General features: G+C 73.7%; 10 protein-coding genes. 8 read left to right on the top strand and 2 right to left on the bottom strand.

Going from position 1 to position 12,231, the window contains the following annotated elements:
* The first annotated feature begins 19 nt into the window (after positions 1-19).
* From PSQ21_RS25475 to PSQ21_RS25460, 4 genes are all read left to right on the top strand, one after another.
* Positions 20-508 carry an SH3 domain-containing protein gene (locus PSQ21_RS25475; RefSeq protein WP_274033318.1) on the top strand — a complete coding sequence of 163 codons (489 nt, stop codon included), beginning with the start codon at positions 20-22 and terminating at the stop codon, positions 506-508.
* A 177-nt stretch (positions 509-685) separates the two neighbouring features.
* Positions 686-2,065, top strand: coding sequence for an FtsW/RodA/SpoVE family cell cycle protein (locus tag PSQ21_RS25470; protein WP_274033316.1), 1,380 nt, complete (start codon positions 686-688; stop codon positions 2,063-2,065).
* Positions 2,062-3,519, top strand: coding sequence for a penicillin-binding transpeptidase domain-containing protein (locus PSQ21_RS25465; RefSeq protein WP_274033314.1), 1,458 nt, complete (start codon positions 2,062-2,064; stop codon positions 3,517-3,519). Before PSQ21_RS25470 ends, PSQ21_RS25465 begins: the two co-directional genes overlap by 4 nt.
* Before the next feature lie 37 nt (positions 3,520-3,556).
* Positions 3,557-4,660: an amidase family protein gene (locus PSQ21_RS25460; protein WP_274033312.1), complete on the top strand. Its 1,104-nt coding sequence runs from the start codon at positions 3,557-3,559 to the stop codon at positions 4,658-4,660.
* Positions 4,661-4,793: 133 nt separating this feature from the next.
* Here the strand turns inward: PSQ21_RS25460 and PSQ21_RS25455 are convergent, their stop codons facing one another.
* Together PSQ21_RS25455 and PSQ21_RS25450 are read right to left on the bottom strand one after the other, a co-directional pair.
* Positions 4,794-5,663 carry a hypothetical protein gene (locus tag PSQ21_RS25455; RefSeq protein ID WP_274033310.1) on the bottom strand — a complete coding sequence of 290 codons (870 nt, stop codon included), beginning with the start codon at positions 5,661-5,663 and terminating at the stop codon, positions 4,794-4,796.
* A 114-nt stretch (positions 5,664-5,777) separates the two neighbouring features.
* Positions 5,778-6,890, bottom strand: coding sequence for a ferritin-like domain-containing protein (locus PSQ21_RS25450; protein WP_274033307.1), 1,113 nt, complete (start codon positions 6,888-6,890; stop codon positions 5,778-5,780).
* A 235-nt stretch (positions 6,891-7,125) separates the two neighbouring features.
* Here PSQ21_RS25450 and PSQ21_RS25445 point away from each other — a divergent pair, with 235 nt between their 5' ends.
* The 4 genes from PSQ21_RS25445 to PSQ21_RS25430 all read left to right on the top strand — a co-directional run bounded on the left by PSQ21_RS25445 (position 7,126) and on the right by PSQ21_RS25430 (position 12,151).
* A complete protein-coding gene (locus PSQ21_RS25445; RefSeq protein WP_274033305.1) occupies positions 7,126-8,079 on the top strand; it encodes an AurF N-oxygenase family protein in 954 nt (317 codons plus the stop codon).
* Between the two features lie 38 nt (positions 8,080-8,117).
* A complete protein-coding gene (locus PSQ21_RS25440; RefSeq protein ID WP_274033304.1) occupies positions 8,118-8,894 on the top strand; it encodes a TetR/AcrR family transcriptional regulator in 777 nt (258 codons plus the stop codon).
* 4 nt (positions 8,895-8,898) lie between these two features.
* Entirely contained in the window at positions 8,899-9,186 is a 288-nt protein-coding gene (locus PSQ21_RS25435) for a hypothetical protein (RefSeq protein ID WP_274033302.1), read from the top strand.
* Positions 9,187-9,289: 103 nt separating this feature from the next.
* The gene (locus PSQ21_RS25430) at positions 9,290-12,151 is read left to right on the top strand and encodes an outer membrane protein assembly factor BamB family protein (protein ID WP_274033286.1); all 2,862 of its coding nucleotides are present in this window, start codon (positions 9,290-9,292) and stop codon (positions 12,149-12,151) included.
* Positions 12,152-12,231: the final 80 nt, after the last annotated feature.

Below are 12,231 nucleotides of genomic sequence, written 5' to 3'. Positions count from 1 at the left end.
CTCATCGCATGGAGGCAGCATGTCCCCCCTGTCCCGCCCCTCGCGGCTCCGCCGGCTCGGCCTCTGCGTCGCCACCGGCACGCTCGCGGCGCTCACCGCCGCCGCTCCCGCCGCACTGGCGGCCGACCCCCAGCCCGTCGGACAGCGCGCGGAGGCAGCCGCTCCGGACCCGACGTCCGACGAGCTCTCCGCCTCGGCCCTGCAGCGCGAGCACGAGGCGCGGCAGAACGAGGCCCGCCAGGAGGGCCAGGCGCGCCCCCAGGCGCCGAAGCGGACCTACAAGGGACGTGTCATCGCCAAGCCGTACCTGCTGCTCCGTGACAAGCCGACCCGCAGTAGCCGCATCGTCGGCTCGGTCGAGTACGGAAAGACCGTCAACATCTTCTGCAAGACCACGGGCGACAACGTCGACGGCAACAACCGCTGGTACCTGCTGACCGATGGCACCTGGGCCTGGGGTTCGGCCCGCTACATCGAGAACATCGGCGCCGCGCCGAAGTGGTGCTGACCTCGCGTCACCCGCACGAACGCCCGCCCGTGGAGCCCGGCCGTGTCGCCGCCGGCTCCACGGGCGGACGCCTGTCCGGTGGGCGCCGACATGAACGAAGGCGCGGAGGGACGTGGAAGGGCACCGAAAGGTGTGACATAAGGGAAATACCGCGCGCCTCTTGCTACGTTGCGGGGCATGACCGCAACGACGGCGGACGCTCCCCCGCCCGAGCTACGCCTGCCCAAGCGTCGCGGGGTGGAGCTCACCCTCCTCGTCGGGGGCGTCCTGATCTCCGTCCTCGGCTACGCGGCGGTCGGCCTCGCCCACGACGGCGCCGTGCCCCCCGACGTCGCCGGGTACGGCGCCGGGCTCGGCACGCTCGCGCTGCTCGCCCATGTCGCGGTCCGCTTCCGGGCCCCGTACGCCGATCCGCTGCTGCTGCCGATCGCCGTCCTGCTCAACGGGCTCGGCCTGGTGCTGATCTACCGGCTCGACCTGGAGACCCCGAGGGACCAGGCCGCGCCCACCCAGCTCGTCTGGTCCACCCTGGGCGTCGCCCTGTTCGCGGCCGTGGTGGTGCTGCTGCGCGACCACCGGGTGCTCCAGCGGTACGCGTATCTGTCGGTGGCCTCGGCGCTCGTCCTCATGACCGTGCCGATCTTCTTCCCGGCGGTGAACGGCGCGAAGATCTGGATCCGGGTCGGCGGACTCTCCTTCCAGCCGGGCGAGTTCGCCAAGATCCTGCTCGCGGTGTTCTTCGCCGCCTATCTGGCCGCCAACCGCAACGCGCTCGCGTACACCGGCCGCACGGTGTGGAGGCTGCAGCTGCCCGCCGGCCGGGTGCTCGGGCCGATCGTGGCGATCTGGCTGCTGAGCGTCGGGGTGCTGGTGCTGGAGCGCGATCTGGGCACCTCGCTGCTGTTCTTCGGGCTCTTCGTCATCATGCTGTACGTGGCGACCGGCCGGACCGGCTGGATCGCGGTCGGGTTGCTCCTGGCCGCCGTCGGCGCCTTCGTCGTCGGCTCCTTCGAACCGCACGTCCACAGCCGGGTGCAGGACTGGCTGGACCCGTTCGCGTCGATCGACGCGGGGCAGGGGCCGAGTCAGCTCGCCCAGTCGCTGTTCGCCTTCGCGGCGGGCGGGATGCTCGGGACCGGGCTCGGCGCGGGCCATTCCATCCTGATCGGTTTCGCCGCGAAGTCGGACTTCATCCTGGCGACCGCGGGCGAGGAGCTGGGGCTGAGCGGGCTGACCGCGGTCTTCCTGCTTTACGCGCTGCTCGTGGCGCGCGGTTACCGGGCCGGGCTCGCCCTGCGCGACCCGTTCGGCCGGCTGCTCTCCATCGGCCTGGCGTCGATCCTGGCGCTCCAGGTGTTCGTGATCGCGGGCGGGGTGATGGGGCTGATCCCGCTGACCGGGATGGCGATGCCGTTCCTCGCGCAGGGTGGTTCCTCCGTCGTCACCAACTGGATCATCGTGGCGCTGCTGATCCGGGTCAGCGACGTCTCGCGCAGACCCCACTCCGGTCAGGCCGAGACCGGCGTCATCGCGGCGGCCACGGAGGAGGACCGGTGATCCGCTACATCCGGCGCGCCGCCGCCCTCTGTCTGCTGCTGCTGGTGGCGCTGCTCGTCAACGCGGCCCGGATCCAGGTCTTCGAGGCCGACGAGCTGGACGGCAACCCGGCCAACCGCCGGAACACCATCGCCCGTTACGACCAGCCGCGCGGCAACATCCTGGTCGGCGACCGGCCCGTGACCGGCAGCAAGGAGACCGGTGAGCGGCTCAGCTTCGAGCGCACCTATCTGCACGGCCCGCTGTACGCGCCGGTGACCGGATACGCCTCGCAGACGTACGGCACCACGCTCATCGAGAACGCCGAGGACTCCGTCCTGTCCGGTACGGACTCCCTGCTGGCGCCGCTGCCCTTCTGGAACGAGTTCACGCGGGGCCGGCAGCCGGGCGGCGATGTCGTCACCACCATCAGGGCGTCGATGCAGCGGGCCGCGTACGACGGGCTGAGCGGGCGGCGGGGCGCGGTCGCGGCGCTGGATCCGTCGACGGGCGCGATCCTGGCGCTGGTCTCGACCCCGTCGTACGACCCCGAGCGGCTGTCCGGGACCGGTTCCGCGGTGACCGACGCGTGGGCCCGGCTGAACGCGGCCGAGAGTCTGCCGATGCTCAACCGGGCCATCCGGCAGACCTATCCGCCGGGCTCCACCTTCAAGATCGTGACGGCGGCGGCGGCCCTGGACGCCCGGGCGGTGACGGACGCCGACGCGCCCACGGACACCCCGTCGCCGTACGTCCTGCCCGGTACGAGCACGACCCTGCCGGACGAGGCGAGCGGCTGCGACCAGGCGTCCCTGGCGGAGGCGATCCGGGTCTCCTGCAACACCGTGATGGCCCATCTCGGGGTGGAGGTCGGGCTGGAGGGGATGGTGGAGGCGGCGGAGAAGTTCGGCTTCAACGACACCGGACTGCGCATCCCGTCCGGGGTGGCGAGGAGCAACTTCGACACGGACATGAGCGACGACCAGCTCGCGCTCTCGTCGATCGGGCAGTTCAACACGACGGCGACCCCGCTCCAGATGGCGATGGTCGCCTCGGCGGTGGCCAACGGCGGGGATCTGCGCCGCCCCCATCTGGTGGACCGGGTGACCACGAACGACGGGGACACCGTCCGGCAGGAGAGGTCCGCCCCGTCACAGCGGCCGATGAGCCCGTCGACGGCCGTGCGGCTCCAGCGGATGATGGTCGACGTGGTGGAGAACGGCACCGGGTCGAACGCGGCGATCGACGGGGTGAAGGTCGGCGGCAAGACCGGTACCGCCCAGCACGGAGTCGACAACTCCGGGCTGCCGTACGCCTGGTTCATCTCCTGGGCCCAGGACCCCGGCTCCGGCCGCCCGGCCGTCGCGGTGGCGGTGGTCGTGGAGGACGCCGCCGCGGACCGGGGCGACATCAGCGGGGGCGGCAGCGCGGCCCCGATCGCCCGGGCCGTGATGGAGGCGGCGTTGGAGGAGTAGCCGGGGCACGGGGAGGGCGCACCGGCAGACTGGGCCCATGACACGGACGAACTCCGCGGTGGCGCGGGCCCTGGAGCGGATCGGCCGGCTGGACCCGGCGCTGCACGCGTTCATCGAGGTCTGGCCGGAGGAGGCGCTCGCCCGGGAACGGGAGGCCGTGGCGGGCCGGCTCCCCCTGGGCGGGCTGCCGTTCGCGGTGAAGGGCCCCGCCGGGATCCGGTCCTTCGCGGCCCGTCGGCTGATCGCGGCGGGCGGCTCCCCCGTCGGCGCGACCTCGGTGCCCGGCCCCGGCACCCACTGGCAGACCTGGGGCCTGGGCGCGCACGGCCGTACGGTCAACCCGTGGCGGGCGGACCGTACCCCGGGCGGATCGTCGGCCGGGTCGGCGGTCGCGGTGGCGACGGGGATGGCGGAGCTGGCGACGGGCAGCGACGGGGCCGGGTCGGTGCGTATCCCGGCCGCCTGGTGCGGGGTGTTCGGGCTGAAGACGACCAACGGACTGCTCCCCTCCCCCGACCGGTCGGGGCTGGCCTCGGCCGGGGTGCTGGCCCGGTCGGCCGCGGCGGCGGAGCCGTATCTGCGCCATGTGCTGGACGCGTACGAACCGGTCGCCGCTCCCGTCCTGCCGCTGCCCGCCGTGTACAGCGAGGACCTCGGCTTCGCGGAGGTTGACCCGGCGGTGGCGGCCGTCGTCCGGGCGGCGGTGGACCGGCTCGTCGCGACGGGGACCGTACGCCTCCTGGGGCGCGAGGCCGCGCTGCTCGACCCGGTGGGGGCCTGGACGGCTGTACGGGGCGGGTCGCCCGACGACCCGGAGGCGGTGCGGGTGCGGCGGACGAACGACGAGCGGCTGGAGGCGCTCCTCGCCGGCGGGGCCCTGCTGCTGACCCCGGCCACCCCGAACCGTCCGCACGGCCACGAGGGCCCGGGGGACCTCTACTCCACGGCGTTGACCTGGGCGTTCAACCTGAGCGGGCACCCTGCGGCGAGCCTGCCCGCCGGGTTCACCGGGGACGGCTGCCCGGTGGGGCTCCAGTTGGCGGCGGCGCGGGGCGCGGACGTCCGGCTGCTCGCCGCGGCCCGCGCGGTGGAGGACGCCCTGCCCGCCGCACCGATGCCGCCCACCGCCGGGCGGCGCTGACGGGCGGGGCGGGCACGACCCCCTGACGGCCCGTCGCCCTCCCGGGAGCGGGTGGGCTCTCCGGCCGACGGGTGGGCCCTCCGGCCGCCGGTCTCCGGTCTCCGGTCTCCGGCCGCTGCTCTCCGGTCTCCGGTCAGCCGATCGGCGCGCGGGCCTCTTCGCGGACCTTGGCCGTCTCCTCCGCGACCGCCGCCAGGTCGATGGACTTGGCGTCCTTGAGCACGCTCTCCGGACGGATCAGCGCGATCATCGCGGCGGTGTTCTCGTCGCCCCAGGCGCACATGGGGATGTTCGCGACGCCACCGCCCTCGTTCGACTGCACGATCTGGCACTCGATCGTGATGCCGTATCCCTCGGGCCTGAACTCCTTGGCGGGCACGACGAGCTTCGCGCCGTCGGCCTCCGCCGCCCCCTCCATGATCTTGCCGCGCATGAATGCGGGGCTGGCCAGCCGCCCGTACATCCCCGAGAGCACCAGGGCACCGCCCTTGTCCGACGCGTAGTGCGCGACGACCGCCTCGCCGTCCCGGATGCTGGGGTCGGGAGTGTCCTCGATCTCCTTGCCCTCGGTCTCCGACAGGTCCCGGCCCAGGCTGAACTCGCCGTCCAGCAGCTTCTGCTGCACGAGGAGGCGGTACTCCGCCTTCGGGTACGCCAGGTCGGTGCCCTTGTCGGCGAGCTGGGTGACGCCGAAGGCGATCGAGCCCGCCACCACGACCGCGCCGACCGCGATGCCGACGATGAGTCCGGTCCGCTTACCGCGCGGCGGCCGCTGGTTCTGGGGCGGCCAGCCGCCGGGCGCGCCCGGGCCGCCTCCACCGGGTATGCCGGGCTGACCCCAGCCACCCTGCTGGGGCGGCGGGGGCTGCTGCGGGTAGCCGTAGGGCTGCTGCGGCGCGGGGCCCGGCGCGGCCGGCGGAGCGCCGTAAGGGTTCTGGCCGTAGGGGTTCTGCGGGGGCGGCGGCCCGTACGGGCCCGGCGGCGGGTGCGGCGGGGTGGTCATGCGCTCACCGTACGACACGTTTGCGAACGGAATTTCGACGCGTCCGATATCGGTATCAGGTCGAGAGCATCGGCCGTGAGTGGCCGCCGCCCGTCGCCGCGCCGCGTTTTTTTCTCAGGCGGCGTCGGCCGCGCCCTCCCCGATCGCCTCCGCGACCTCCGCCACCCGGGCGCGCTCCTCGACGGCGAAGCGTTCGCGGTCCAGTTCCTCGGCTATCTCCTCGTCCTGGGCCATCAGCAGGTCGAGGTTGGAGTCGCCGAGTTCGAGGACGCCCATGTCGACGTACGCCCGCTGGAGCCGTGGGCCCCACAGGCCGATGTCCTTGACGCACGGGACGATCCGGCTGAACAGGAGCTTGCGGAAGAGCTGGAGGAACTCGGAGTGCTCCGAGAGGTCCTTCGCCTCCTGCTTGCCGATGCCGAAGTTCTCCAGGACCTCGACGCCGCTGAGCCGGTCGCGCATCAGGTAGCAGCCCTCGATGACGAACTCCTCGCGCTCACGGAGTTCGGCGTCGCTCAGCTGCTTGTAGTAGTCGCGCAGCGCCATCCGCCCGAAGGCGACGTGCCGGGCCTCGTCCTGCATGACGTACGCCAGGATCTGCTGGGGCAGTGGCTTGGTCGTGGTGTCGCGGATCATTCCGAAGGCGGCCAGCGCCAGGCCTTCTATGAGGACCTGCATCCCGAGGTAGGGCATGTCCCAGCGGGAGTCGCGCAGGGTGTCGCCCAGCAGCCCCTGGAGGCTGTCGTTGACCGGGTAGAGCATGCCGATCTTCTCGTGCAGGAAGCGGCCGTAGATCTCGGCGTGCCGGGCCTCGTCCATGGTCTGCGTGGCGGAGTAGAACTTGGCGTCCAGGTCGGGGACGGACTCCACGATGCGCGCCGCGCAGACCATCGCGCCCTGCTCGCCGTGCAGGAACTGGCTGAACTGCCAGGAGGTGTAGTGCTTGCGCAGCTCGCCCCGGTCCTTCTCCGTCATCTTCGCCCAGTGCGGGGTGCCGTACAGGGTGAGCGCCTCGTCGGGGGTGCCGAGCGGGTCGGCGGGGTCGACCTCCAGCGACCAGTCGATGCGCTTGGCGCCGTCCCACTGCTTGTCCTTGCCCTTCTGGTAGAGGGCGAGCAGGCGTTCGCGGCCGTCGTCGTAGTCCCAGCTGAACCGGGCGGCTCCGGCGGCGGGGACCTGCCAGATCGGCTCCGCGGGCGGGGTGGTGTAGAGGTCATGGGTGGACACGGGCGGCTCCTTCGCCTCGAACGGCTCGACGTGATCGACAAGTTGCTTGAGGCCGAGGGCAGTTGGACGCGCTCGTCGGCCGCCTCCCGGCAGGTTCACACGTTGGTAGACAGCCAGTCAACAAGTCGTACGGAGTCGCGCCAAGGGATTGACGGCCTTACTGACAAGCAGTCTCATAAGAGGTGACCGCCGGTAACTCCCGTTTCCGGTAACCCCTGTGTGAGGTGCTCCCGCCATGACGCCCGTCACCGCTCGCGATGTCACCACCGCTCCCGATGTCACCGTGCTGCGCGACGCACTCGGCCCTCTCCGCGACCGCGAGCAGGTCGCCCTGCGGCTGCTCGAATCCTCGGCCCGGCACTCCTTCGACCCCGACACCGAACTCGACTGGGACGCGGCCGTCGAGGAGGGCCGGTGGTTCTGGCCGCCGGAGCTGCTCTCGCTGTACGGGACCCCGATGTGGGACCGCATGTCCGAGGAACAGCGGCTGGACCTCTCCCGGCACGAGGCGGCCGCGCTCGCCTCGCTCGGCATCTGGTTCGAGATCATCCTGATGCAGCTGCTGGTCCGGCACGTCTACGACAAGCCGGTGACCAGCAACCACGTCCGCTACGCGCTCACCGAGATAGCCGACGAGTGCCGGCACTCGATGATGTTCGGCCGCATGATCGACTGGGGCGGCGCGCCGACGTACCCGGTGCCGCGCATCTACCACAATCTGGCGCGCGTCCTGAAGACCGTCTCCACCACCCCCGGTTCGTTCGCCGCGACCCTGCTCGGCGAGGAGATCCTCGACTGGATGCAGCGCCTGACCTTCCCGGACGAGCGCGTGCAGACGCTGGTGCGCGGCGTGACCCGGATCCATGTGATCGAGGAGGCCCGGCATGTCCGGTACGCCCGGGAGGAGCTGCGCCGCCAGATGGTGACCGCCCCGCGCTGGGAGCGGGAGCTGACCAAGGTCAGCTGCGGCGAGGCGGCCCGGGTCTTCTCCGTCTGCTTCGTGAACCCGCGGGTGTACGAGAACGTCGGCCTGGACCGCCGCGAGGCCGTCGCCCAGGTGAAGGCGAGCGGCCACCGTGCGGAAGTCATGCAGTCCGGCGCGAAACGGCTCACCGACTTCTTCGACGACATCGGGCTGCTGAACGGCGTCGGCCGCCGACTGTGGCGAAGCTCCGGCCTGCTGGCCTGAAAGCCGTGCGGAAGGGGACAGCCCTTAGGCTCGGAGGCATGACCTCCACCGCCGCAGTCCCGCCGCCCCGGGCGACGTACCGCAGGCTCAGCGTCGAGGAGCGCCGCGCCCAGCTGCTGCTCGCCGCGCTCGGCCTCTTCGCCCACCGGGCGCCCGACGAGGTCTCGCTCGACGAGGTGGCGGTGGCCGCCGGGGTGTCCCGGCCGCTGGTCTACCGCTACTTCCCGGGCGGACGGCAGCAGTTGTACGAGGCCGCGCTCGGCTCGGCCGCCGATGAGCTGACGCTGTGCTTCACCGAACCGCCGGTGGGGCCGCCCACCGAGCGGGTCGCCCGGGTGCTGGACCGCTATCTGCGCTTCGTCGACGAGCACGACACCGGGTTCAGCGCCCTGCTGCGGGGCGGCAGCGTCGTGGAGACCTCCCGCACGACGACGATCGTGGACGGGGTGCGACGGGCGGCGGCCGACGAGATCCTGCGCCACCTCGGCCGGATGGGCGGGGCCGGGGAGCAGCCCGCCGGGCCGCGGCTGCGGATGATGGTGCGCAGCTGGATCGCCGCCGTGGAGGCCGCCTCGCTGATCTGGCTGGACGACGGGAAGCGGCCGGCCGCGGCCGAGCTGCGCGGCTGGCTGGTCGACCATCTCCTCGCGCTGCTCGCCGCGACCGCCGCCACGGACCCGGAGACCGCGGCGGTGGTGAGCGACCTGCTGGCCCTGGAGGGGGCCGACGGCCCGGCCGGCCGACTGGCGGAACGGGTTATTCCGGTCGTCGCGGAGGCGGCGCACCTGCTGCCCGCCGCCGCTGCGTCAGACTGACCGGGTGAAGAGCGAGAACACCCCTTTCCGCGGCGGCCCCCTGGACGGCCGGGTCCTGCCGGTCCTGCTCGGCCCGACCGGCCATCCGCCGAAGTGGTACGAGGTCCCGGTGCCCTCCCCCGACGGCGGCCCCGCCACCGTGTACGCCTACCAGCGGGTCCCGGCCGGCTACACCAAGCGGCTCGGGCTCCAGCGCGGCTGGGTGTACGAGTACGCCCCCGGGGGCCGCGAGCACCGCACCCTCAAGTGGCCCTGGTCCAGGACTCCCCCGAGCTCCCCGGGCCGCGAATGAGCGGCGGGCGGCTGCCCGTGGGGCACAGGCCCTAAGATCGACGGTCAGGCGCCGGAGGACGGGTCACCCGGTCGCCGAGAGACGGTCACAAGGGGGGTGCGCCATGGAGGCGCTGCGTCAGGACGATCCACGCCGCTTCGGCCGCTTCACCACGCTGGCCCGCTTCCACGAAGGCGCGAGCGCCGTGCGGTACGTGGCCCGGGACACCGCGTCCGGCGAGGTGGCCCTCATCACCGCCGCGCGGCCCGAGCTGGCCGGCGTACCGGCGTACCGCCGCCGCTTCCAGGCCGAGGCGCGCACCGCCGAACGCCTCGCGGGCGGCTGGGTGGCCCCGCCCCTGGACACCGGCGAGGAGCCGGAGGCCCCGGCGGACGGGCCGGCGCCGCTGTGGACGGCGGCGGGTTACGTCCCCGCGCTGCCGCTGGCCGAGGCGATCGGGATCGCCGGGCCGCTGGACGAGCGGGCCCTGCGGATACTGGGCGCGGGCATCGCCGAGATCCTCTCCCGGGTGCACGCCGCCGGGGCCGTGCTCCAGGGGCTGGCCCCCGGTACGGTGCTGCTGGCCGCCGACGGCCCCCGCCTCACCGCCTTCGGCCCGCTGGGCGCGGCGGCCTCGGCCCAGGCCCGGCCGGGCGGCCAGCTCTCGGTGCGGCTCGGTTATCTGACGCCCGAGCAGATCGAGGGCGAGGAGGTCTCCGCCGCCTCCGACCTGTTCGTGCTGGGGCTGCTGCTGGCTTACGCGGCTACGGGGGCGACCCCGTTCACGGAGGGCCCGGCCGAGGAGGCGGCCCGCCGGATCGCCGGGGACGAGCCCGAACTCGACGCCGTACCGGAGGCGTTGCGCGAGCTGATCACGAGCTGCCTGGCGAAGGACCCGGCCGAGCGGCCCACCGCCGGCACGGTCGCCGCCGAACTGGCTCTGGAGGGCGCGGCGGGGCTCGCCCGGGGCGGCTGGCTCCCCGAACGGCTCGCGGCGGCGGTCGCGGACCAGGAGGCGCGGGTGCTGGCCCTGGAGGCGCCGGAGGAGGGGGCCGGGGCGGTCGAGGCGGCGGGGACGCCGGAGCCGGGGTCGCGGAAGACGCCCGCGTCTGCGGCGGAGGCGCCCGAGGACGCCCGGTCGGCGGACGCGCCCGCGCCCCGGACGCCCGAGGACGCCCGGTCCGAGGACTCCCGGTCCGAGGGCTCCGGCGCCGCCCCCGAGCCGAAGGACGCACGTACGGCCCAGGAGCCCGAGGACGCCCGGCAGCTGCCCGCGTCACCGGTGGACACGCCGCCGGCGGACGCCCCCGGCCCCCAGGCGGTGGCCGGGGGCGGCGGGGAGACGGGTGAGGGCCGGGGCACCACCCGGTTCCTCGACACCGGGCCCCGGCCGCCGCGGAACGACCACCCGACGGCCCAGCTCGCGCTCCCCCACGAACGACCCGCACCCTCGGGCGCCGCCCCCGCCCCGGGGGCCCACCCGATGCCGCCCGCGCCGCCCGCCGCTTCCGGCTCCGGCGCACCGCGGCAGCCGGCCCCTCCGTACGGTGGCCCCGCCCCGTACCCCGCGGCGCCGCTCCCGGCCGGTCCCGCCGGTCCCGGCGGCCCCGGCGGGGGGCCGATGGTGTCGTTGCCGCTGCCTCCCGCACCGGCCCCGGCGCCCGACCCCGCCGCGAGCCGCCGGACCCTGCTGACCATCGCGGCGGCGGCCGTCGGCGGGCTGGTCGTGGGCGGCGGTTCGGTCGCCGCTCTCGGGTCCGGGGACACCGCGGTGGCGACGGACGACAAGCCCGCGCCGAAGCCCCGCCGCACGCTCCCCGGGCAGCCCCCCGAGCCGCGCTGGATCTACACGCACCCGGCCTCCGAGTCGTCCCCGCTCACCACCGCCGTATGGCGGGACAAGCTCCTCGTGGTGACCAGCGAGAGCCAGGCCAGCGCCGTGGACCTGCGCACCGGCAAGCGGCTGTGGCAGCGCGCGGACGCGGCGAAGGGGCAGGCCGCGCTGGCGGCGGGCGCCGACCTGGTCTTCGTGGCGAGCCCGACGGAGTTCCTGTGGCTGTCGCCGAAGAACGGCAAGGTCGTGCACCGCGTGCGCTACTCGGACGCCTTCGGCGACCTGCCGGGCCTCACTCTCGGGCGGCTGGCCGGGAACTCCGGGCCGGTGATCCGGTTCACCGGTTCGCACACGGTCACGGTGAAGGCGCCTAAGCCGAAGAAGGGCAAGAAGAAGGGCAAGGACAAGGAGGTCGTCCAGGCCTACTTCTTCGCGTACGACATCGTGCGGCGCAAGGAGCTGTGGCGGACTCCCGTGCCCGCGGGCCGCGCCCCGGGCACCCCCGCCTACCGGGTGGTCGCGGAACGCTCCGCCGACGTCCTCGTACGGCAGGACGCGGTCAGCCTGACGGCGGCCGAGTCCAAGGCGGCCAAGGGGAAGGGCTCCATCCGCTCGTTCGACCAGGAGAACGGCAAGCTGCTGTGGATCAAGCAGTACGGCGCGGCCTCCCCCGAGGCGGCCACCGCGGGCGACGAGGACGGATCGCTGTACGCGGCGGTCGGCAAGGACCTCCAGGCCTTCGAGGCGGACACGGCGAAGCCGCTGTGGCGCGTCGAGGGCAGCGACGGCTCGGTGTTCGGCACCCCGCTGGTCGCCGGGCCGCTGATCCACACCACCGAGCGCAGCCGGCTGGTCGGCGCGGTGGACCGGGCCAGCGGCCGGCTCAGGTGGCGGCGCTCCACCGAGGTGCCGGGCGTCGGGGACGCCCCGTCGCTCACGCTCAGCGGCAGCGAGAAGACTCTGCTCGCCGCCGACGCCGTCCAGGTCACGGCGTTCTCGGCGGCCGACGGCGAGCGGCTGTGGAAGTTCCAGGACATCGGGTCGGCCGACCCGAAGGGGGCGACGGTGAGCGCGCCGTACCGCGTACTCGCCGCCGGGGAGACCGTCGTCGTTCAGCGGGACAGGTCCTTCTACGCCTTCCCGGTGGCCTGAGACCCGGTCCCCTTCCCTTTCCCTCACCACCGCCGTCCGGGGGTTCCCCGGACGGCGCGCCGCTCGGTGCTTGCATCACC

It is taken from the genome of Streptomyces sp. MMBL 11-1, from assembly GCF_028622875.1.
Taxonomy (GTDB): Bacteria; Actinomycetota; Actinomycetes; order Streptomycetales; family Streptomycetaceae; genus Streptomyces.
Note: the sequence above shows the minus strand (reverse complement) of the source record. Positions and strands in the feature narration are given on the sequence as shown.

Coding starts and splice junctions, on each gene's coding strand:
- PSQ21_RS25455 (WP_274033310.1), bottom strand. CDS start 5,663: ATGACCACCCCGCCGCACCCGCCGCCGGGCCCGTACGGGCCGCCGCCC.
- PSQ21_RS25460 (WP_274033312.1), top strand. CDS start 3,557: ATGACACGGACGAACTCCGCGGTGGCGCGGGCCCTGGAGCGGATCGGC.
- PSQ21_RS25470 (WP_274033316.1), top strand. CDS start 686: ATGACCGCAACGACGGCGGACGCTCCCCCGCCCGAGCTACGCCTGCCC.
- PSQ21_RS25445 (WP_274033305.1), top strand. CDS start 7,126: ATGACGCCCGTCACCGCTCGCGATGTCACCACCGCTCCCGATGTCACC.
- PSQ21_RS25475 (WP_274033318.1), top strand. CDS start 20: ATGTCCCCCCTGTCCCGCCCCTCGCGGCTCCGCCGGCTCGGCCTCTGC.
- PSQ21_RS25430 (WP_274033286.1), top strand. CDS start 9,290: ATGGAGGCGCTGCGTCAGGACGATCCACGCCGCTTCGGCCGCTTCACC.
- PSQ21_RS25440 (WP_274033304.1), top strand. CDS start 8,118: ATGACCTCCACCGCCGCAGTCCCGCCGCCCCGGGCGACGTACCGCAGG.